This is a genomic window from Dyella sp. 05T440, from assembly GCF_056395965.1.
Window position 1 is genome coordinate 50,425 of sequence record NZ_JBFTKN010000014.1, and the last position, 21,845, is coordinate 72,269.

18 protein-coding genes are annotated in these 21,845 nt (G+C 65.0%); 8 read left to right on the top strand and 10 right to left on the bottom strand.

All coding sequences use genetic code 11. From position 1 onward, the window contains the following. Positions 1–12: 12 nt before the first annotated feature. The 6 genes from AC1DE1_RS17065 to groES all read right to left on the bottom strand — a co-directional run bounded on the left by AC1DE1_RS17065 (position 13) and on the right by groES (position 7,351). Positions 13–2,400 carry a TonB-dependent siderophore receptor gene (locus tag AC1DE1_RS17065; protein ID WP_477176634.1) on the bottom strand — a complete coding sequence of 796 codons (2,388 nt, stop codon included), beginning with the start codon at positions 2,398–2,400 and terminating at the stop codon, positions 13–15. A 118-nt stretch (positions 2,401–2,518) separates the two neighbouring features. Then, positions 2,519–3,511, bottom strand: a complete 993-nt coding sequence (locus AC1DE1_RS17070; protein ID WP_477176635.1) for a FecR family protein — start codon at positions 3,509–3,511, stop codon at positions 2,519–2,521. Further along, positions 3,508–4,062, bottom strand: a complete 555-nt coding sequence (locus AC1DE1_RS17075; protein ID WP_477179155.1) for an RNA polymerase sigma factor — start codon at positions 4,060–4,062, stop codon at positions 3,508–3,510. Before AC1DE1_RS17075 ends, AC1DE1_RS17070 begins: the two co-directional genes overlap by 4 nt. After that, positions 4,062–5,198 (bottom strand): VirK/YbjX family protein, encoded by a 1,137-nt coding sequence (locus AC1DE1_RS17080; RefSeq protein WP_477176637.1) that lies wholly within the window; start codon positions 5,196–5,198, stop codon positions 4,062–4,064. Before AC1DE1_RS17080 ends, AC1DE1_RS17075 begins: the two co-directional genes overlap by 1 nt. A gap of 161 nt (positions 5,199–5,359) precedes the next feature. Beyond that, complete coding sequence (gene groL, locus AC1DE1_RS17085) at positions 5,360–7,003, bottom strand: chaperonin GroEL (protein WP_477166425.1); 1,644 nt, start codon at positions 7,001–7,003, stop codon at positions 5,360–5,362. Positions 7,004–7,057: 54 nt separating this feature from the next. Continuing rightward, positions 7,058–7,351: a co-chaperone GroES gene (groES, locus tag AC1DE1_RS17090; RefSeq protein WP_121883670.1), complete on the bottom strand. Its 294-nt coding sequence runs from the start codon at positions 7,349–7,351 to the stop codon at positions 7,058–7,060. Between the two features lie 274 nt (positions 7,352–7,625). Here groES and AC1DE1_RS17095 point away from each other — a divergent pair, with 274 nt between their 5' ends. The 5 genes from AC1DE1_RS17095 (at position 7,626) to AC1DE1_RS17115 (ending at position 11,932) form a co-directional block, all read left to right on the top strand. Beyond that, on the top strand, positions 7,626–8,273 hold the full coding sequence (locus tag AC1DE1_RS17095; protein ID WP_441604812.1) for a class II aldolase/adducin family protein: 648 nt from the start codon (positions 7,626–7,628) through the stop codon (positions 8,271–8,273). Continuing rightward, positions 8,273–8,590, top strand: a complete 318-nt coding sequence (cutA, locus tag AC1DE1_RS17100) for a divalent-cation tolerance protein CutA (protein ID WP_441604813.1) — start codon at positions 8,273–8,275, stop codon at positions 8,588–8,590. The genes AC1DE1_RS17095 and cutA overlap by 1 nt, the downstream gene beginning before the upstream one ends. Positions 8,591–8,721: 131 nt before the next feature. Continuing rightward, positions 8,722–9,420, top strand: a complete 699-nt coding sequence (locus tag AC1DE1_RS17105) for an HAD family hydrolase (protein WP_441604814.1) — start codon at positions 8,722–8,724, stop codon at positions 9,418–9,420. Between the two features lie 8 nt (positions 9,421–9,428). Further along, positions 9,429–10,751 (top strand): DUF5690 family protein, encoded by a 1,323-nt coding sequence (locus tag AC1DE1_RS17110; RefSeq protein ID WP_477176638.1) that lies wholly within the window; start codon positions 9,429–9,431, stop codon positions 10,749–10,751. Next, on the top strand, positions 10,748–11,932 hold the full coding sequence (locus tag AC1DE1_RS17115; RefSeq protein WP_477176639.1) for a TIGR03364 family FAD-dependent oxidoreductase: 1,185 nt from the start codon (positions 10,748–10,750) through the stop codon (positions 11,930–11,932). The genes AC1DE1_RS17110 and AC1DE1_RS17115 overlap by 4 nt, the downstream gene beginning before the upstream one ends. Before the next feature lie 3 nt (positions 11,933–11,935). Here the strand turns inward: AC1DE1_RS17115 and phnF are convergent, their stop codons facing one another. Next, positions 11,936–12,787 carry a phosphonate metabolism transcriptional regulator PhnF gene (phnF, locus tag AC1DE1_RS17120; protein WP_477179156.1) on the bottom strand — a complete coding sequence of 284 codons (852 nt, stop codon included), beginning with the start codon at positions 12,785–12,787 and terminating at the stop codon, positions 11,936–11,938. On the opposite strand from phnF, the gene AC1DE1_RS17125 reads away from it, so the two are divergent. The 3 genes from AC1DE1_RS17125 to AC1DE1_RS17135 all read left to right on the top strand — a co-directional run bounded on the left by AC1DE1_RS17125 (position 12,763) and on the right by AC1DE1_RS17135 (position 18,885). After that, the gene (locus tag AC1DE1_RS17125) at positions 12,763–13,920 is read left to right on the top strand and encodes an alpha-D-ribose 1-methylphosphonate 5-triphosphate diphosphatase (RefSeq protein ID WP_477178511.1); all 1,158 of its coding nucleotides are present in this window, start codon (positions 12,763–12,765) and stop codon (positions 13,918–13,920) included. The genes phnF and AC1DE1_RS17125 overlap by 25 nt on opposite strands. Before the next feature lie 188 nt (positions 13,921–14,108). After that, a complete protein-coding gene (locus AC1DE1_RS17130; RefSeq protein WP_477176642.1) occupies positions 14,109–16,793 on the top strand; it encodes a TonB-dependent receptor in 2,685 nt (894 codons plus the stop codon). Between the two features lie 73 nt (positions 16,794–16,866). Next, positions 16,867–18,885 (top strand): tetratricopeptide repeat-containing sulfotransferase family protein, encoded by a 2,019-nt coding sequence (locus tag AC1DE1_RS17135; RefSeq protein WP_477176643.1) that lies wholly within the window; start codon positions 16,867–16,869, stop codon positions 18,883–18,885. Here AC1DE1_RS17135 and AC1DE1_RS17140 read toward each other — a convergent pair whose 3' ends face one another. The 3 genes from AC1DE1_RS17140 to pdxR all read right to left on the bottom strand — a co-directional run bounded on the left by AC1DE1_RS17140 (position 18,886) and on the right by pdxR (position 21,809). Further along, positions 18,886–19,260: a cupin domain-containing protein gene (locus tag AC1DE1_RS17140; RefSeq protein ID WP_477176644.1), complete on the bottom strand. Its 375-nt coding sequence runs from the start codon at positions 19,258–19,260 to the stop codon at positions 18,886–18,888. It lies immediately after the preceding gene. A gap of 2 nt (positions 19,261–19,262) precedes the next feature. Further along, entirely contained in the window at positions 19,263–20,270 is a 1,008-nt protein-coding gene (locus AC1DE1_RS17145) for a TlpA family protein disulfide reductase (protein WP_477176645.1), read from the bottom strand. A 90-nt stretch (positions 20,271–20,360) separates the two neighbouring features. Beyond that, entirely contained in the window at positions 20,361–21,809 is a 1,449-nt protein-coding gene (gene pdxR, locus AC1DE1_RS17150; RefSeq protein WP_477176646.1) for a MocR-like pyridoxine biosynthesis transcription factor PdxR, read from the bottom strand. Between the last annotated feature and the right edge of the window lie 36 nt (positions 21,810–21,845).

Consider the following 21,845-nt stretch of genomic DNA (forward strand, 5'->3'; position numbering starts at 1 on the left):
CGTGGGCAACGATCAGAAGTCGTACGTGCCCGACAGCATCACGCTGCGATGCGTGCGCAGCGGCACATAGGTTTCGTTGAAGTCTGCCGAATACAAGTCGCGTGCGAACAGGTTCTTGACGCCCAGCGTCATGCGCCAGCGATCGGTGCGATAGGACACATTGGCGTCGACTTCCGCCTGACCCGGCGAATCGTAGTAAGTGGTGTAGTCGACGCTCTGCCCCAGCGATCGGCCACGCGCCTGTACGCCACCGGCGATGCCCCAACCCTGCAGCCCGCCCCCCTGGAACCAGTAGCTGGCCCACAGGTTGAAGCGCTGGCGTGGCGCACCGGTCGGCTGCGTGCCGTCGTGGTTGGTGATCTGGGCGTTGGTGTAGCTGCTGCTGATATCCAGACCGGGCGCGAGGCGGCCGGAGAATTCGATTTCCACGCCGCGATTGGTCTGTCCCGGCCCGAAGCTGGCGACGTTCGGCATGGCTTCGAGAAACAGATAGCTGTGGTCGAGCATGATGCGGTACAGCGACACCGTCAGCCATGCCTGCTCGTGGAACAGGTTGAACTTGGCGCCCGTCTCCAGCTGGCGTGACAGTGCCGGCACCAGCGGGCGACCGTTCTCCCCGAGATAGGACAACGGCTGGAAGCCATTGCTGGTGAAGCCATAGACGGCGACATCGGGGGTCAGCTTGTAGACAATCCCGGCATTGGGTACCCACTTGATCCGCTTGGGCGTCCACGGATTGCCTTGCGCATCGGTGGTCGACACTTCGTAGGCGGACCGGCGCAACCCCACCAGCATGTCCCAGCGTTCGCCCAGCGCCAGCTGATCCTGCAGGAACAGCCCGTTGTCCACCGACCACGGCGTGCCCGAGAGCGGGACATTGTCTTCCGGCTGCACGACCGCGGAGACACGTGGCAGCGCGGCGTCAGTGAACAGGTTGTAGGCACCGTCGTTGTACGAATGCCAGAAGTCGTCGGTGTGGCCGACGCGCGAACGCGAATAGTCCATGCCGAGTGTCACCGTATGCGTCACCGGACCCATGCCGAACACTCGAATGAAATCGTTCTGCAGCGAGTAGTAGGTGTCGTTGTAGCGATAGGCTTCCGCATACGGCGAGACGTTGCCGATCGGCGTGGGGTTGTAGAGCGTCCAGCTCTGCAGGTCGTTCTGCTGTTGGACGTACTGCCCGCGGCTGCGCCACGTCCAGGCGTTGCCCAGTTGCTGGTCGAGCAGGTAGTAGAGGCGGTTGGTCTGGTAGTTGGCGTAGTCGTACTCATTGCCAGTGAGCAAGCCGAACGGCGTGGCGCTGGACAGTGTGTCGCCAAGCATCACCACATGGTCGGGTATCGGCAGCCGGTTGACGATGCGCTGCGCGCCCACCACCAGCTGCGTGCCACCGCTGGTCCATCCGATCGACGGCGCGAGATAGCCGCTGCGACGATTGCGATAGCCCTGCGGCGTGCGGTCGGCGTAATCGCCCGACATGACCAGCCGATAGGTAAGCCCCGACACGTGGCCGAGCGGCCCGGTCATGTCCAGGCCGGCCTGCACCATGCCCTGCTGGCCCAGCGTGTAGCTGACCTCGTGCACCGGTTCGCTTTGCGGCTGCTTGGTGGTGACGTTGACCAGGCCGCCAAAGCTGTTGCCGGTGGAATCGCCCAGGATGGACTGCGGCCCCTTGATCACTTCCACGCGTTCCAGGCCGATCAAGGGCGGAAAGTCGCCGGAACCGGCATTGCTGTTGGGCATGCCGTCGATGAGGCCGTTGCCGGTATAGAAGCCGCGGATCTGAAACAACGGCAGGCCGTCGGAGCCTTCGACGAAGGCCACGCCCGCTACGTTGCGCACGGCGTCTTCCACGGTGAGCGACTGCTGCGAATCCATCAGCTCGCGCGTCACCACGCTCACCGATTGCGGCACGTCGATCAAGTCCGCGTCGTTGCGCGAACCCACGCTGGTGAGCGAGGCCTTGAAGCCCACGTCGCGGCCGAGCAAGGCATTGGCCTCGACCGGCGTCAGCTGCTTGGCGTCCTGTCGCGGTTTCGACGATGCCGTGCTCCCCGCAGGCGCGGGCAAGGTCACCACCACGGTGCCCTGATCAGTGAACTCGTAGACGAGCCCCGTGCCCTCAAGGAGCTTCGAAAGCGCCGCCGGTGCGCTGAGGTTGCCGGTGGCGCCGAGAGAACGAAAACGCGCAATGGTGCAACCTGCCGTGAGCACCTGCACATTGGCCTGCTTGCCAAAGGCGATCAGCGCGGTGGCGAGTGGTTGCGCGGGTATCGAGAAATCGATGGGCGCAGCGTCCGACATGACCGACGCGCGCGCGATGCAAGCGCCCGGCACGGCCAGGCACGCAAACATCCACAGGCCGCCCGACAGCAGCAGCTTCGCACGCTTCCTCATAGTCCCCGCTTCATGGCAAGCGAAAACCGCGAGTTTGACACGCGCAGCGGCCCTTGTGCGCTCACGTCACCGGCGTGAACGCAGACTTTCGAGAGGCTGTCCGATCAGCACGCCGGCGTCATCGTTGGGCCGGTTTTCGACGTGCATCGGACAGCACCGTTTGGCCGCCGCTGTCATTCACCTGCAGCGGCAACACCTGGGGCAGCGCGTGCAACCAGTCGTCGATGGCGTCGGTCTTGACCGTGCCGGTAAACGTCAGCGCTTTCAGATCGGCATCGGCGATCTGCAGCGGCTGCGCGCGATAGCGATTGATATTGGCCACGACGACCGCCAGCGGTTCGTTGTCGAATTCCAGTCGCTCCTGGCGCCAGGCCGCGGCATTGGCCGGGTCGCTGGCAATCAGGTTCATGGCCGCACGCGAGGGATCGTAGATCACCGACTGTCCGGCCACGGCCTCCAGGCTGTTGTGGGCGCCACCGGTGCCGTCGGCTACACGTACGCGCCCTTCTGCCATGGCGACGGTGACGTACTTGCCCGTGCGGCGAACATTGAACGCCGTGCCGATGTCCTCGATGGTCACATCGCCGGCGCGCACCTCAAAGGGCCGCGCGGCGTCGTGCACCACCTCGAAATAGGCCTCGCCCTCGGCCAGCTCCACCAGGCGGCGCCCGCGACTGAAGCGCGTGCTCAGCTGAGTGGCGCCGCCCAGCGTCACGCGGGTACCGTCTTCAAGCGTGACCTTGCGTTGCGCGGCAAGGGCGCTGACATACGTTTCGGGCGTGGCGGCGCCCTGCCAGGCGCCCCAGCCGACGTAACCGCCAACCGCCAGCACCAGCGCAGCCGCGGCGGCGGCCGGCAACCACCAGCGACGCGCAACTACATGCGCTGGCGCAAATTCGGCGATCAGTTGCTCGCGCGAGACCTCGCCCAGCGCATGCAGCCGTGCCGCCAGCTCGGTCACGCGTTCGAAGGCCGCCAGGTGCTCGAGGTCTTCTTCGGCCCAGGCCAGCCACTGCTCGGTCGTCCGGTCCGTGGCAGCGGGATCGCGCAGTCGTACCCACCAGTCGGCGGCGACGCGCAAGGTTTGTTCTTTGGAAGTATTGGCCATCATGGCATCTCCGGTTCGTCCACCCGCGCCCGGCAATGAGCCAGGGCATTGGCGACGTGATAGCGCACCATGCGCTCGCTGATTTTCATGGCCCGCGCGATCGCACTGATCTCGCGGCCATCGATAACGTGCATGACGAACGCGCGCGCGGTCTTGATCGGCAGCTCGCGCAACGCCTTGTACAGCTGCTGCAATTGACCCGTGGCGTGCACGTGGCGCTCGGGAATGGGTGCGAGGTGCAGGTCCTCGTCCGGTGCAAGCGGCGGATGATCGGTGCGCACCTGGCGCGCGCGCAGGCGATCCACCGCCAGGTTGGAGGCGATGCGAAACAGGTAGGCGCGCAGCGAATCCACTTGCTCCGGCCGGTCCATGGTCACCAGGCGCACGTAGGCCTCCTGCGCGACTTCCTGGGCATCCGACATCGAGTTGAGGCGGCACTGCAGGAACGCCACGAGCGCGCGGTTGTGATCGCGAAACAGGTCCGCGATGCGCATCGCGAACGCCGGATCAAGGTTCACGCCCGCGTTGGCAGGCGTGTTGGAGGGTCTATCCACTAGGCTGCCCTGGTTACGTCGGGGAGCGGCGGCAACGATGCCGGATCGGCCGCTGCCTCCGTTGCATCGCGCCACCACGGTACCGGGCGCAATGCGTCATTCAATAGTTTGACCGCTTCCCAGCGCAGCTCCGCGCGGCGCCTGAACATGGCGCGGCGCTTGCTTTCCGTCTCCACTTCCGTGCGGTGGTGCAACCTGGCCGGCAGCAGGAACCAACCGCCCTGCACGGCGACACCACCCTGCTCCAGCCAATAGGCATCGTAATCGGAAAACATCCGCGTGCGTCCCTGCAACGGGTGCGCCACGTTGCCGACCGCCAGGATCCGGCGCAGGCCGCACTGGCCCGCGAATGCATACGCCAGTACCAACAAGAGCTGCTTGGGGCGCATGCCGTGCATCTGGCGCGTGAGCTCGCGCACGACCTCGCGCGCATCCACGCCGGCGGGCCCCTGGATGCAGCCGAGGGCCAGCGTGTCGTCATCGATTAGCGTCATCACTAGGCGATAGAGCGTTCGGTCGTACGCATCGGTCAGCTCGACGGTGAGCTCGCCCTCGCATGACTTGAGCACACTCGGGCACAGATGCAGGCGCAGTTCGCTGCCGTCCTTGAGCCGCAGGGAACCAAGCGTGGCGCGGCCGCCCACGTACACCGCCTCGAACAGCTCCGCCGACCAGCGCTGCAGCAACAGCCGGTAGTGCGCCTGCACGGCCAGCACGCGATCCACGCGATGCCACTGACGATTGACGAAACGATGCAGATGTCGCTCCTGCAGCCGCGGATCGCGGTCCACGCAGGCCTGCAACAGCGGGTCCGACTGCAGGAACGCGAGGTACCACTGGTGCAACACCGGCATCGATAGCGCGCGCGCCACGTATTTCGCCGCTGCCAGCACGCGTTGCCCCAGATGCCCACGCCAATCGGTGCGTCCCCACAACGAACGCCACCATACGGACAGCCCAGGGTGGCCTTCCTTGGCCGCACTCTCCTTGGGTCCAGTCACCTGCGGGTCGGGCAAGCCCGCCCACCAGAGTTCGCGCTCCAGGGAGCGTTGCGCCGCGTAAGCGCAGCCGCTAGCGGCGAACACCAGATCGGCGTCCAGGGGCTCCTCTCCTGGCTGAAGATTCCGTTCGTTCAAGGCTCGCCGACCCGCATGGTGACTGTGACAAGGACTAAGACGGCCAGGCGAGTCAAAACGGAAATGGTCAGCGCCATTTTTTTGAATTTTCTTTCCGCCAAAAAGAAAAACCCCGCACGAGGCGGGGTTTTCCTTCTGTTGCGATGCCTGGAGGCGAGGACTTAGAAGTCCATGCCGCCCATGCCGCCCATACCGCCCGGCGCTCCGTGCGAATGGCCTTCGTCCTTCTTCGGCACTTCGGTCACGGCCGCTTCGGTCGTGATGATCGAGCCGGCCACCGAGGCGGCGAACTGCAGGGCCGAACGGGTGACCTTGGTCGGGTCCAGGATGCCGAAGGCGATCATGTCGCCGAACTCGCCGTTGGCAGCGTTGTAACCAAAGTTGCCGTTGCCTTCCTTCACCTTGTTCAGGACGACGGACGGCTCGTCACCGGCGTTGGAGACGATGGCGCGCAGCGGCGCTTCCAGCGCACGACGGGTGATGGCGATGCCCAGGTCCTGGTCGGTGTTCTGACCCTTCAGGCCTTCCAGCGCCTTCAGCGAACGGATCAGCGCGACGCCGCCGCCCGGGACCACGCCTTCTTCAACGGCTGCGCGCGTGGCGTGCAGGGCGTCTTCGACGCGGGCCTTCTTTTCCTTCATCTCCACTTCGGTGGCGGCGCCAACCTTGATGACGGCCACGCCGCCAGCCAGCTTGGCCACGCGCTCCTGCAGCTTCTCGCGGTCGTAGTCCGAAGAGGTCTCTTCGATCTGCGCCTTGATCTGGCCGATGCGCGACTGGATGCGCTCAGCTTCGCCGGCGCCGTCGATGATGGTGGTGTTTTCCTTGGTGATCACCACGCGCTTGGCGCGGCCCAGGTCGGTGATCGTGGCCTTTTCGAGGGCCAGACCCACTTCCTCGGAGATCACCACGCCATTGGTGAGGATGGCGATGTCTTCCAGGATGGCCTTGCGACGGTCGCCGAAGCCCGGCGCCTTCACGGCGGCAACCTTGACGATGCCACGGATGGTGTTGACCACGAGGGTGGCGAGGGCTTCGCCTTCCACTTCCTCGGCCACGATCAGCAGCGGCTTGCCGGCCTTGGCGACGGCTTCCAGCACCGGGAGCAGCTCGCGGACGTTGGAGACCTTCTTGTCGTGGATCAGGATGAACGGGTCGTCCAGTTCAACCTGCTGCGACTGCTGGTTGTTGATGAAGTACGGCGACAGGTAGCCGCGATCGAACTGCATGCCTTCGACGACGTCGAGTTCGTTCTCGAGACCCGAGCCTTCCTCGACCGTGATCACGCCTTCCTTGCCGACCTTCTTCATCGCGGTGGCGATGATGTCGCCGATGTTGGCGTCGGAGTTGGCGGAGATCGTGCCGACCTGGGCAATCGCCTTGTCGTCAGCGGTCGGGTTGGACAGCTTCTTCAGCTCGGCAACCGCGGCGTTGACGGCCTGGTCGATACCGCGCTTGAGATCCATCGGGTTCATGCCGGCAGCGACGGCCTTGAGGCCTTCCTGGATGAACGCCTGGGCCAGCACGGTGGCGGTGGTGGTGCCGTCGCCGGCGACGTCGGAGGTCTTGGAAGCGGCTTCCTTGACGATCTGCGCGCCGATGTTCTCGTACTTGTCGGCCAGTTCGATTTCCTTGGCGACGGAGACGCCGTCCTTGGTCACGGTCGGTGCGCCGAAGCTCTTCTCGATCACCACGTTGCGGCCCTTCGGACCCAGGGTGACCTTCACAGCGTTGGCCAGGGTATTCACACCCTTGAGCATGCGTGCGCGGACGTCTTCGCCGAAGCGGACTTCTTTAGCTGCCATTTCGTAATTCCTTCAAATGCGTTGAGTAGGTGGGAAGAGGTGCGGGAGAGGCGCTTAGCCTTCGATCACCGCAACGATGTCGTCTTCCTTGAGGAAGACCAGCTCTTCGCCGTCAATCTTGATTTCCTGGCCGGCGTACTTGCCGAACAGCACGGTGTCGCCTTCCTTCACGGACATCGGGCGGACCTTGCCGTCTTCCAGGATGCGGCCGGAGCCGGCAGCGATGACCTTGCCGCGGGTCGGCTTTTCGGTGGCGCTGTCGGGAATGACGATACCGCCAGCGGAGACGCGCTCTTCTTCGAGGCGCTTGACGATGACGCGATCGTGCAGCGGACGCAGTTTGCTCATGGGTGGGCTCCAGCTTCGTTTGGATGGTTGAACAAGATTCGGGACCCCGGAGCGGCGCCTGGGTGGCGCTTGTTAGCACTCCCCGGAGGTGAGTGCCAATTCTAACGACGCAAATGCCCCCTGCAAGAGGCGCCCGTCCGATGGCTGAGTCTTCCAATGGGGGAGCGGCGGGGGCCTTTCAAGGCGCATTGGGCCGAAAAGTCACCGATCGTGCTATCGACAGAGGCCTGCGGACGGCCGACCATGCCGGCCTGCCCCCCACCAGGACCCGCCCGTGAGCGATGAGCCTACGCTGCGCCAGGAGCTCGTGAACCAGGGTGCCAGGCTGGCCGTGAGCGGCCTCAGCCAAGGCACCTCGGGGAACCTAAGTGCCCGCTGCGGCGAGGGTTTTCTGATCACGCCCAGCGGCACGCCGTATGAGGAGATCACGGTGGAGGGTATCGTGTTGGTGGATCGGGACGGCCAGTGGCCGGGCTCGCAGCGACCTTCCAGCGAGTGGCGCTTCCATCGGGACATCTACCTGGCCCGGCCCGACGCCCAGGCCATCGTCCACGTGCACCCGCCCTATGCCACGGCGCTGGCCATGTGCCGCCGGGACATTCCGCCCGCCCACTACATGATCGCCGTGGGTGGTGGGGACTCGATCCGCTGCGCCGGCTACCACACCTATGGCACCCAGGCCCTGTCCGATGCCGTGGTGGCAGCGTTGGAGGGCCGACTGGCCTGCCTGATGGCCAACCACGGCATGATCGCGCTGGGCAGTTCGCTGGCGCAGGCCATGTGGCGCGCCGTGGAGGTGGAAAATCTCGCCCGCCAGTACGCCCTGTCCTTGCAGGTCGGCACGCCGGTCATGCTCACCGATGAGGAGGTGGCCGCGGTGCTGGAGAAATTCGCCCACTACGGATTGATGTCGAGGTCGTGATGTCTGAAACCGTCCTGCTCTGCTATTGCACCTGTCCCGATGTGGCCAGCGCGCAGCACCTGGCCGAGGCCCTGGTGGGCGAACGCCTGGCTGCCTGCGTGAACCGCATCCCCGCGGTGTCGTCCACCTATCGCTGGAAGACCAAGGTGGTCACCGACAATGAAGAACTGCTGCTGATCAAGACCACGGCCGCGCAGTTCGCCGCGCTCAAAGAGCGCCTGCTCAGCCTGCATCCCTATGAGTTGCCCGAGCTGATCGCGGTGCCGGTGACCGAGGGGCATGCGCCTTACCTCGACTGGGTGCGCAATCCAGGCTGATGTTTGGCGTCGCGCGTGACGGGATTCCCACTGCGCCGCATTGACTAGACAGTCGGCGCCGACTGTCGATGTCCGCGTCACCGGCGCGCCATCGCCGCTCGCCAGCATGCCTCTCCATCACGGGAGGCGATATGACGTTCGAACTGGCGGTTTTCGATATGGCCGGCACCACGGTCTACGATCCGGACCTGGTGGCGCAGGCGCTGCAGGACGCGCTGGCGCAGGCTGGCTGCCACGCGTCGCTGGCGGATCTGCGAGCCCTGATGGGCTACACCAAGCCGGCCGCCATTCGCAGTTTGCTGGCGGCGCACGACCTGCCGGCGGACGACTCACAGGTGGCGCAGGTGCACGCGGATTTCGTCCAGCGCATGCTCGATTGCTACCGGACACACGACGCCGTGCGCCCGATGACCGGGGCAGAAGAGCTGTTCGCCTGGTTGCGGCAGCAGGGCGTGAAGATCGCGCTCAACACGGCGTTTTCGCAAGACATCGCCGAATGCCTGATCGAACGCTTCGGCTGGCGCCAGCGCGGCCTGATCGATGCCGCGATCTCGGCGGATCGCGTTGCCCAGGGTCGGCCCGCGCCCGACATGATCCGCGCGTTGATGGCGACGTGCGGCGTCAGCGATGCCACGCGCGTCATCAAGATGGGCGATACCGAAGTGGATATTCGCGAAGGTCGCGCGGCGGGCTGCGGCCTGGTGGTGGCGGTGACGACGGGCGCTTATCACCGCGACGAGTTGCTGGCCTATCAGCCCGATGCCGTGCTCGACAGCTTGGATGAGCTGCCCGCTTTGCTCGTTCGTGCCGGCCGGCCGAACCCGGCGTGACGCAACCCATGCGCTTGCCTCCATCGCGCCGGGCGTGGTCGCCCTGGTCGCCCTCGATGCTGCCGCTGGTCGCGGGCTTTGCGGCGTTCTGCACCTACTCGTGCATGTATGCCTTCCGCAAACCGTTCAGCGCCGGCAGCTACGAGGGCATGAGCTGGCTGGGCGTCGACTACAAGATCTGGCTGGTGATCGCCCAGGTGATGGGCTACGCACTGAGCAAGGTGTGGGGCATCCGACTCGTGCCCGAGCTGCAGACATCGCGCCGCGCCGTGGCGATTCTGGTGTTGATCGGCCTGTCGTGGCTGGCGCTGCTGGGTTTTGCGCTGTCGCCGCCGGTGCCGGGGATCGTGTTTCTGTTCCTCAATGGCCTGCCGCTGGGCATGGTGTGGGGCCTGGTGTTTGGATACATCGAGGGTCGGCAGGCGACGGAGCTGATGGGCGCCATCCTCGCCTCAAGTTTTATCTTCGCCTCGGGCGTAGTCAAAGGCGTGGGCAAGGCGATGTTGCTGGCCGGCGTCAGCGAGCACTGGATGCCGTTTCTCACCGGCCTGGTGTTCATCCCGCCGCTGCTGTTGTCGCTGCATGTACTCACGCGCCTGCCGCCGCCCAGCGCCGACGACGTTGCCGCCCGCGCACCACGTGGACGCATGGATCGCGAGGCTCGGCACGCCTTCGTGCGCCGCTTTCTGCCGGGCCTGCTGCTGATCGTGCCGCTGTACGTGCTGTTGACCGTGCTGCGCGATTTCCGCGAGAACTTCGACACCGAAATCTTTCGCGACCTGGGCTACGGCCGCAGCGCCATCGTGTTCGGTGAAGTGGATACGCCGATTGGGATCGGCGTGTTGATGCTTACCGCGTCGCTGACCCTCGTACGGGACAACATGCGCGCCTTCATGCTCAACCATGTACTGATCGGCGGCGGCCTGTGCTGCGCGGGCATCAGCACGCTGCTGTTCGCCCACGGCGAACTGCCACCGCTGTTGTGGATGACGCTGGTCGGTTTTGGTCTCTACCTTGGCTACATCCCGCTCAACGGCATGTTCTTCGAGCGGCTGATGGCCACCTTCCGCATCAGCGGCACCGCGTCGTTCGTGATGTATATCGCCGATGCCTCCGGCTACCTGGGCAGCGTCGCGGTATTGCTGGTCCGCCAGTTCCTCGCCTTGCAGCTCAACTGGACGCAGTTTTTCGAACGCGCCGTGCTGGCGAGCAGCCTGCTGGGACTCGTGCTTACCGCGCTGGCTGCGCGCTGGTTCTGGCGGCATGGCCAACAGAACGGACACGCAGCGGCATCGTTGTCACCTCTTGAGATGGAAAGCAGCCGTCTATGAGCAAGTCGGAAACACGCACCGCGATCGTGATCGGTGCAGGCATCGTCGGGTTGGCCATGGCGCGCGCTTTGGCGGAAGACGGCTACCGCGTCACCGTATTCGATCGCCATGAGCGCGCGGTAGGCGCCTCGGTGCGCAACTTCGGCACGATCTGGCCGATCGGCGTGCCGAACGGGCCGCTGTATGCACGTGCCTTGCGTTCGCGCGAGATCTGGCGCGAATTCTGCAACGCCACCGATACCTGGCAGGCGCCGAGCGGCAGCCTGATCGCTGCGTTCCACGCGGACGAGTGGGCGGTGATGAACGAATACGCGGCGATGAACGAGGGGCTGCGACCATGCCGCATGCTCAACGCTGCACAGGTGCGCGAGCAGGCGCCCGGCGTCGTGGCCGCCGACTTGCGTGGCGCATTGCTGAGCACCGATGAGATGGTGGTCGATCCGCGCGAAGCGATCCGCAAACTGCCGGCCTGGCTGGCGGAGCGCCATGGCGTCGAGTTCCACTGGCGACAGGCGATCACGCGCATCGAACATCCCTATGTGTGGAGCGGTCGCCGGCGCTACACCGCCGACGTGATCTATGTCGCCAGCGGTACGGATTTCGAAACCCTGTATCCGGAACTGTTCGAACGTCTTGCCATCACCAAGTGCAAGCTGCAGATGCTGCGGCTTGAGGCGCAGCCCGCGCCGTTCAAGCTGGGTCCGGTCGTGTGCGGCGGCCTCACCATGGCGCACTACAGCGGCTTCCACGCCACGCCCAGCATTGACCGCCTGCGCGAGCGCCTTGCTGATCAATACGCCGACCTGCTGGCGCTGGGCATCCACGTGATGGCAGCGCAGAACGGGCTGGGCGAAATCACCGTTGGCGACTCGCATGAGTACGGGCATACGTACGAGCCCTTCGACGAAAGCGCCATCAACCACAAGATCGTCGACTATCTGCGCAGCGTGCTGGATCTTCCGAGCTGGCACGTGAAGCAAAGCTGGCACGGCAGCTACGCCAAGCTCACCGATGGGCAGCGCAGCGAGCTGGTGGTCGAAGCGGAGCCGGGCGTCGTCATCGTCAACGGCGTGGGCGGAGGCGGCCTGGGCATGACGCTGTCGTTCGGCCTGGCCGAAGAAGTGGTGAGCGGGCGCTTGCCTGCCGAGCAGGTTGAAATCCCGTCGACCGAGGCGCGATGAACCTCAGCGCTCGGCAGTGGACATCACCAGCTGCACGCGTTCCGCCGCAAAACAGGTCAGCCCGTATTGCACGGGCTGATTCTTGTCGTCGACGTTGAGCGATTCCACGACCAGTACGGGCAGCTCGGGCGATTGCTCCAGTACACGTGCGGTGGTCGTCCCGGCCGGTCGCGCGGTCACGCGGGTGTAGCTGCGGAAATAATCGGCGATGCCGAACTCTTCCAGCGTGCGGCTCACCGAGCCGGTGCGTTGAAACACGTCGCCAAGCTTGGGGAAACGTGCCGCCGGGAACCATGCCTGACCATGATCGAGCACGCGACCCTCCGCGTGTGCGGAGGACTCGATCCACCACGCGCGCTCGCCACGCGCCAGGGCCAGCGACTCGGCCACGCGCTGCGGTGGCAAGACCAGCGCCGTGGCCAACACCTTGTTGCCCGAGCTGACGTTGAGGTTATGCATGTTGCGGCTGAAGCTGGTGCGACGACCGATGGGATAGTCGTAGCACTCCTCGCGCACGCGCAAGCCGCGACTGGGGTCGGCAAGAATGGCGCCGCGTTGCTCAAGCGAGTCGAGCGCCCGGCGCACGGTGTGCCGATTCACATTGAGGCGCCGGGCGAGTTCCAGTGCCGAAGGGAGCTTTGCGCCTCCTCGAAGTTCGCCGGTGCGGATCTGCTGCAATACCTGTTGTTCGATCTGCCGCCACACGGGCACATCGCATGACCGATCCAGTGGCTCAAAGTGGTTTGCCATCATTCCTGCATGTTCCTGACACAGACTGCATGGGAAGCGGTGATCGAGCAGGGAGTATGGGCAGGCCAGTTTTCGCAGACATGACATCAGGGCAAGAGCGTTCATGGCGCATTGCACGCGCGCGACTGGTGCTGCCCGACCAGGTCATCGTCGGCGGCGCGGTTATCGAGGGCGAACGCATCCAATGGCTCGGGCCGGGCGACGAGTGTCCGCGCGACGCCGTCGATTTCGAGGGCGATTTCCTGCTGCCGGGCCTCATCGAACTGCACACCGACAACCTTGAGAAGCACTTGCTGCCACGCGCCGGCGCGGCATGGCCCGCCCTGCCGGCCATGCTGGCGCACGATGCCCAGCTGCTCGCAGCCGGCATCACCACCGTGCTCGACGCCATGTCGTTGGGCGATCTGGAGGAAGACGGCGGCCGCATCGACACGCTGCACCGCGCACTGGCCGCGCTCGATGAAACGCGCAGTCACGGCCTGCTGCGTTGCGAGCACTATCTCCATCTGCGCTGCGAACTGAGCTGGCCAGGCCTGCTCGAGCTGGCTGCGCCCCTGGTCTCCCGCAAGGACTTGCGCCTGCTGTCGTTGATGGATCACACGCCTGGCCAGCGCCAGTATCACGACGTGCGCCAGTACCGTACGTACTACAGCCGCAGCGGCATCACCTGGAGCGATGAGGAATTTACCGCCGTGCTCGAACAGCGTCGCCAGCAGCAGGGCCGCCATCGCCACCTGCAGCTGGCTGGCGTGATGAAGCTGGCGCGCCGTCACGGCGTACTGGTCGCCAGCCACGACGATACCGATCTTGAACACGTGGACGAAGCGGTTCTCCTCGGTGCGAGGATCTGCGAATTTCCCACGACGCTCATCGCGGCACAGGCTGCGCGCGAACACGGACTCACTATCGTTGCAGGCGCCAGCAACCTGGTGCGCGGTGGCTCGCACGCCGGCAATGTCGCCGCCATGGCGCTGGCGCGTTGCGGATGTCTGGACGTCCTTTCGTCCGACTACATGCCAACCAGCCTGCTTCCCGGCGCCTTCATCCTGCACCGGCAAGCGGGATGGTCCCTCCCGGATGCCATCGCTACAGTCTCCACGACGCCCGCCGCTGCGCTTGGCTTCGATGACCGCGGCCAACTTGCCGAAGGCCTGCGCGCCGACCTGCTGCGCGTACGCATGCACCAGGACGAGCCCGTGGTGCGCTCGGCGTGGGTGGCGGGCAGGCAACGGTTGTGACGGTCGTCACGCTCCGTCCTCCGCACAGCGGCTCCGACTCTGGGCCGTCCCTTCGAAAGCATAGACAGCGGGCATTCGTTGCCTAGTCCGAGTCACGGGCATTTCATCGCCCCTCCCTAGCCTGCCGGCCCGAGTAGCCATAAGCCTGCCGACGCTGGTCGGCGACATCAAACCTCGGGGAGTGCGTCTTGAAGATCAATGCCATCACTTGCGCGGTGCTTGCCGCGCTTGCGGTCACCCGCGTGTCCTATGCCGACGACGCGGCGCCGGCCGCGCCCGCACCGGCGGCACAAAATTCTTCGGTGTCCACGCTGGGATCCATCACGGTCACGGCGCAGCATGCCAACGAGGACATGCAGGACGTGCCGATCACCATGCAGGCGTTCACCGGAACGACGCTGCAGCAGCTCAATGTCAGCACGTTCGACGACATCATCAAATACCTGCCCAACGTCACCTTTGCCGCGAACGGCCCCGGCCAGGGCAACATCTATATGCGCGGACTGAGCACGGGCTTCCTCGGCAACCAGTCGAGCGCGTCGATTGCGCCGTTCCCGAATGTCGCGGTGTATCTCGACGACCAGTCGATGCAGTTCCCCGCGCGCAACCTCGACATCTACATGGTCGATATGGAGCGCGTCGAAGTGCTGGAAGGTCCGCAGGGCACGCTGTTCGGCGGCGGTGCACAGGCGGGCGCGGTGCGTTACATCACCAACAAGCCCAACCTGAACAAGGTCGGCGGCAACGTGGAGGCCAGCACGGGCGTCACGGCCGGCGGCGGTCCGAACAACTCGGCCAGCGCGGTATTGAACTTGCCGATCATCCCCGGCACCTTCGCGCTGCGCGGCGTGATCTACAACGACCACCGCGGCGGCTATATCGACAACGTGCCGAGCACGTTCACGCGCAACAACAGCGACGGCGGCAACTTCTACGCCAACATCAAGCCCACCGGCGGCCTGTGCCCGAACGGCCTGCCCACCCGGACCGGCTACTGCACGGTGCCGGGCAGCCCGGTCGCCAACAATAACGCCGTTGCGAGGAAGGACTGGAACCCGGTCGATTACCAGGGCGCGCGCATCTCCGGCCTTTACAAGATCAACGACGACTGGGACGTGCTGATCGCGCAGAGCTACCAGGAGATGGATGCGGAAGGCCAGTCGTCGACCTATCCGATCGGCTCGGACGGCCAGCAGCTGCAACCGCTGCAGACCACCGTGTTCGTACCGGCGTGGGACAAGGACCGCTACTCCAACACGGCATGGACGGTGAACGGCAAGATCGGCGATCTCTCCGTCGTCTACACCGGTGGCTACACCGACCGCCACATCAGCCAACAGCAGGATTACACCAACTACGCGCGCGCCGTGGGCGGCTGGTACTACAGCTGCACCGGTGGCACAGGTCTTGGTGCTGGCACCACGCCGCGTTGCTACTCGCCGATCGGCTACTGGAACGACCAGGTCAAGAGCACGCACCAGAGCCACGAGCTGCGCTTCAGCACGCCGGAAGACAGCCGCCTGCGCGCCATCGGCGGCCTGTATTTCGAGGACTTCAAGATCCTCGACGACATGAACTTCAACTACAAGACGATCCCGTCGTGCACGCCGGTCAATCTTTCCAACGCGCTTGCCGGCGGTGCGCCGTGCGTGGCCAACGTAGTGCCCTATCCCGGCACGGCGCAGATGGATCCGGGCCAGCGCAGCGACAGCACCGCGTTCGGGGAAGACGAGCAGCGTGGTTATCGCCAGGTCGCGGCCTTCGGGTCGCTGTCGTACGACATCATTCCCGAAGTGCTTACCGCCACGGCCGGCACGCGCTATTACCACTACTCCGAATATCAGCGTGGTTCGCAGTACGGCACCGGCTCCAACTGCGTGAACGTGCCCAATGGACAATGCACGGGCGGCGATGCCACCAATATGACGGCGGAAGGCCTCAACGGTTCGTATCACGGCTTCAAGAGCCGCGCGAACCTGGTGTGGCACATTTCGCCCGACGCGATGGTCTACTACACCTTCTCGCAGGGCTTCCGCCCCGGTGCCTATAACCGCACCACCAAGGCCGTGGCCGCCGGTCCGGACGGCCCGCAGTACAAGAAACCGCTCAGCTACGCGCCTGACTCGCTGACCAATAACGAGATCGGCTTCAAGACCGAGTTCTTCGACAACCACCTGCTGTTCAACGGCTCGCTGTACCACATGAAGTGGAACAACGTGCAGATGCAGTTCTTCAACCCGCTGGTGCTGGGCAATACCACGTTTGGCGTCAACGGTCCCGACTACAAGGTGGATGGTATCGAGCTGCAGTTCGATGCCCGCATCACCCAGGGCTTCTCGCTGATGGGCTCGGGTTCGTTCAACCGTTCCAAGCAGACCACCTCGCCGTGCCTGGTGGGCAATATCCCCAATACCCCGTCCTACGGCGCGTGCATCACCGAAGTGACGATCGCCGGCCAGGGCCTGCAGCCGTTCGCCAACCCGTTCGGCGAAGAGGGCAGCGTGCCGGCCTTCTCGCCGCGCTCGCAGTTCAACCTGCGCGCCCGCTACGACTGGGACTTCAACGGCGGCTACAAGGCATTCGCCATGGTGGGTGGCAGCCACATGGGTTCGATGTACAACCAGCCGGCGACCTATCCCAGCGGCGAAGGCGTGATCTACCCGACCACGGTGGACCTGCGCTACCTGCAGGAAGGCTATACCACCTACGACGCCTCGCTGGGCATCGCCAAGGACGCGTGGGACCTGTCCCTCTATGGCACCAACCTGAGCAACAGCCACGCCAGCGTGTTCACCTCGTCGGCACAGTTCATCAAGTCCGAAGTGCCGCTGCGCCCGCGCGTGGTGGGCGTGAAGTTTGGCTACAAGTTCTGACATCTGCCCGTCGCGAGTGCGTCGTTAGCATGGGGTGGGCGCAAGCCCACCCCATCTTCCCCGCAGGCCAGGCATGAACGCAGCGCTCACTGATCCGATCACGATGTCCGTCGAACAGCAGGTGGCGCAGCTGCGGCAACTGCAGCAAGAGGGGCAGCACCCGCAGGCCTTGCAAATGGCCTTGGGGTTGGCGCGAGAGCTGCCGGAAAACCGCGACGTGATGCATCTACTCGCCCGCAGCCAGCGTCATCTGGGCCAGGTCGATGACGCCCTGCAAACTCTGCTCGTGCTCGAGCAGCACCATCCTGCCTTCAGTCGGCTGCATGAAGAGCGCGGCCACTGCCACGTCGTGCGACGCGATGCGACGCAGGCGATCGATGCCTTGCTTCGTGCGGTGAACATCAATCCTGCGCTGCCCTCAAGCTGGAATCTGCTCGAGGGGCTTTATCGCATGGCTGGTGACCATGCGAACGCGCAACTGGCCGCCGACCACGTGGCGACGCTAAAACGCCTCGCTCCTGCGGTGGTGCACGCCACCAGTCTGTTCTCTGATGGTGATCTGCTGCAGGCCGAATGGGTCATTCGTGGCCATTTGCAGCGTGTGGGCGACGATGTGGAAGGCATGCGCTTGCTCGCGCGTGTGGCCGTGGCCCGCGAGGTGCTCGACGACGCAGACATCCTGCTGGAAGCCGTGCTGCAGCTCGCCCCCGATCACCACGCCGCACGCTTCGACTACGCCAAGGTGCTGTTCGAACGGCATCGGTACAAAGAGGCTTGCGTGCAGATGGAGCGGCTTCTCGCCATCGATCCGCACCACCTCGACTATCGCGCGCTGCATGCCAGTGCCAACGTCGGCCTGGGCGAACACGATCGCGCCATCGGGCTGTATCGCGAACTTCTGCAAATCGTTCCCGAGGCGGCAGACCTGCATCTGTCGCTTGCCCACTCACTGAAAACCCAGGGACGCCAGGCCGAGGCCATCGACGCTTACCGCGCCGCCATCGCCGCGCGGCCCCATTTCGGGGATGCCTACTGGAGCATGGCGAACCTCAAGACCTACCGTTTCACCGACGGAGAAATCGACGCCATGCTCGCGCAGGTCGCGATGCCGTCTACGTCGCTGGTGGATGGTTATCACCTGAACTTTGCGCTCGGCAAGGCCCTGGAGGACCGCGGCGACTATGCCGCCTCCTGGCAGCATTACGCCAAGGGCAACGCGCTCAAGCGATCGGAAAGCCGCTACCGTCCCGAGATCATCGAAACCAATACGCGCCGGCAGATCGAGGTGTGCACCCGCGAGTTCCTCGCCGAACGCGCCGGCGCGGGAGACCCCAGTGCCGATCCCATCTTCATCGTGGGCCTGCCGCGCTCGGGTTCCACGCTGCTGGAGCAGATCCTCGCATCGCATCCACTGGTGGACGGCACGCAGGAGCTGGCGGACATCCCGCGCATCGTGCTGGAACTGCAGGGCCGCGACCCCGATCTCGACGACCCGCGCTATCCGGGCGTGCTTGCGCAGATGTCGCCGGAGCAATTCCGCAGGATGGGCGAGGCCTATCTGCGCGACACGCGCACTTATCGTGGCGCGGCGCCTTATTTCATCGACAAGATGCCCAACAACTTCCGGCACCTGGGGCTGATCCACCTGATGTTCCCCAACGCGAAGATCATCGACGCGCGACGCGAGCCGATGGCCTGCTGCTTCAGCAACCTCAAGCAACTGTTCGCGACGGGCCAGGAGTTCACTTACAGCATCGAGGACATCGCGCGCTATTACCGCACCTACCTCGATGTGATGGAGCACTGGGACCGCGTGCTGCCCGGCCGCGTACTGCGCGTGCATCACGAAGATGTGGTGGACGATCTTGAAGGCAATGTGCGGCCCATCCTGGATTTCTGCGGACTGCCGTTCGATCCCGCGTGCCTGGCATTCCATGAAACGCGGCGCAGCGTGCGCACAGCAAGCTCCGAGCAGGTGCGCCAGCCGATCTTCCGTGATGGCATCGACCAGTGGACGCACTACGCGCCGTATCTGGCACCACTGCGGGAACAGCTCGGCGATGCGCTCGAACGGTACCGCACGAATCGCTGACTACTTGTGCGGTATCTGCGGCTTGCCGACGAACACCACCAGGATGGTGGCAGGCTCCGTGCTGCTGGCGTTGGCGCTGACGAGATGGCGGGCGCCTGCCGGCTCGAACCAGTTGTCGCCCGTCGCATAGACCCGCAACGGTTGCCCTTCGACCTGGCTGCGCACGTGGCCGCTCACTACGTAAACATAAGCATCGCGGTCATGCGAGTGCGGCTTGGACGCCTCGCCGGGCGCATAGCTCACTCGCAGCGCTTCCAGCGATTTGCCGGGCGCCTGTGTCAACGCTGCTGTGAGCAGGGTATTGTCCTGCGTCGCTCTGGCGGTCACGGCGGCAGCGAGCATCAACATCGCGGCGAGAAACAGGGTCGTCCGCATGATCAACGCCTCGTGGCCGTGGCCGCTGCCTGTATCGGCAGCACGTCATCGACCGTTTCCGTACGACGAATCACTTTACCCTGCGCATCCAGCACGATCAGCGTCGGTACGTGCATCACGCGGAAGCGTCGGAACAGGGCGCCCGAGTCGTCCAGCGCCAGCGGCATCGCGATCTTGTGCTCGCGCTGGTAATCGGCGAGCTCGTCGTGGCTCGCCCACAGACCCGAAGCGATGCCGAGCCAGCGCGCATGGCTGTCGCGCGCCAGCACATCGGCGCGTTCACGCGCGCTGCGGCAGCTCTGCGCAATGGCCGGACGACTCTTGGCCAGATACGACTCGCACCACGGCGACAGGAACAGCAGCACGGTCGGTCGCGCTGCTTCGAATGCCGGCAGCGATTTCCCATCGAGCGTGTGCAGCTCGAATGCGGGCACGCGGTCGCCCACGTCGTAATGCGGTTCGTCCTTCGGCACGGCGGCAGACGCGAGGTTGGCGGTCGCCGGACGACGTGCCTGCGCCAATGCAGCGTCGAGCTTTTCATCGGCCATATGACCTACATACGCAATGCGTCCGTCACGACCGATCACCACGTGCTGCGGCGTCACGCGCAAGTGGAAGGCCTCGCCCAGCGAACCGTCGTCGAACACGATCGGCATGCCGAGCCCCAGCTGCTTCTGCACTTTGCGCACTTCGTCGACGCTATCGTCGAAACCCACGTCGATCGCAATCACCGCCATGTCCGGGCCGGCCTGTTCGTAGGTGCGTTCGAAATGCGGCATCTGTTCGCGGCAGGGCACGCACCAGGTGGCCCAGAACTTCAGATAGACGGCTTTCTTGCCGTACAACGCGCCCAGGTCGATGGTCTGGCCGTCGATGGTTTTGACCACCATGCGCGGCGCCGGCTGCCCGATCAGGCTGCGCCCGGCCGATTCCGCGCGCGACTGGCCGGACTCGGAAGCATGCGTCGACGCGCAGGCCAGGAGCAGGCAAAGAAGGATCAGATAACGCATGGCGATGCATCCCCGGAGAGGTAGGGTCATGTTCCGCTGCCCGGTGGTACTTAAACAGATCCAGTTTTCGCGGAAATGAGAGAACCAGTGCTAAGCCGGGCGATGTGCCTGGAGCAACCGGGCCAGCACGCGCGCGGCCTCGTCCATGCGCGTGGCCGGCATGCCGCCCAGGCCGAACACCAGGCCGTTCGGCCGCGTGCTGCCGATGGCGTAATCGCCCAGCGCTTCGATACGCATGTTCACCGCCTGCGCATCCCTGACCAGCTGGCTCGCCGCAACCGGCCAGCGCAGTTGCACGGCGATGTGCAGCCCGGCATCCGAGGCCAGCGGCTGCAGGGCGTCGCCCGCGTGCCGCGCCAACGCTTCGAGCAGCGCCTCGCGCCGCTCCGCATAGATGCGTCGCATCTTGCGCACATGCCGCGCGAGATGACCCTCGTTGATGAACAGCGCCAGCGTGTCCTGCGCCAGCACATCGCTGTGCCGGTCGCCGAGCTGCCGCACGCAGGCCAGTGCGGGCATCGCCCACTCGGGCGCCACCACATAGCCAAGCCGCAGCGATGGAAACAGGCTTTTGGAGAACGTGCCGATGTAGAACACCGAGCCGTCGCGATCCAAGGTCTGCAGTGCATCGAGCGGACGCCCGCCGTAGCGGAATTCGCCGTCGTAGTCGTCCTCGATGATCACCGCGTCGTTTCGTCGCGCGAAGTCGAGCAAGGCCGCGCGACGCGCGGGTGACATCGCCATGCCGGACGGAAACTGGTGCGACGGCGTCACGTAGATCACGCGTGCGTTGCGCGGAATCTGCTCGACCACCAGGCCTTCGTCGTCCACCGACACGGGCACGATCTGCGCGCCGGCGGCTTCGAAGGTCTGACGCAGCGGCGGATAACCGGGATCCTCGATTGCCACTAGCGTGCGGCCCGGCGTGACAAGGATGCGCGCCAGCAGATCGAAGGCTTGCTGCGCTCCGCCGACCACCATGATGTCCGCCGCGCTGCAGGTGACAGCACGGGTGAACGACACATGCCCGGCAATAGCCTCGCGCAATGCCTCGCGCCCGGTAGCCGCGTCATAGAACGACGGCGTGCGCGACAACGAGCGCAGAGCCCTAGCGGACAATTTGCGCCATGCCTCAAAGGGAAAACGGGAGGCATCGGGCAGGCCCACCCGAAGGTCGTAGCGCGCAGGCGGCAAGGCATTCATCGGCGCGGGAAAGATCGCGTCGCGCCATTGCGGTTGCAGACGTTTTTCCTCACCACCGGTCGAACGCGGTGCCGTCGACTGCGTTGGCCCCGCATGGGCGACCAGATAACCCGCCCCCTGGCGGGCCACGATGTAGCCTTCGCTGAGCAGGCGGTCGTAAGCCGCCACGATGGTGTTGCGGGACAGGCCCAGCGAGGTCGCCAGCGCGCGCGTGGAGGGCAAGGGCTGACCCATGCGAAGACGGCCATCCAGGATCGCCGCCCGCAATTGTCCATGCAGCCCCTGCAGTCGGCCTCGCAGGGGAATATCCAGCGGGAAAGCCAGGGGTTGTTCCATGGCGGTGTCCGATAAGGCTGACTGGTCCTAAAGAAT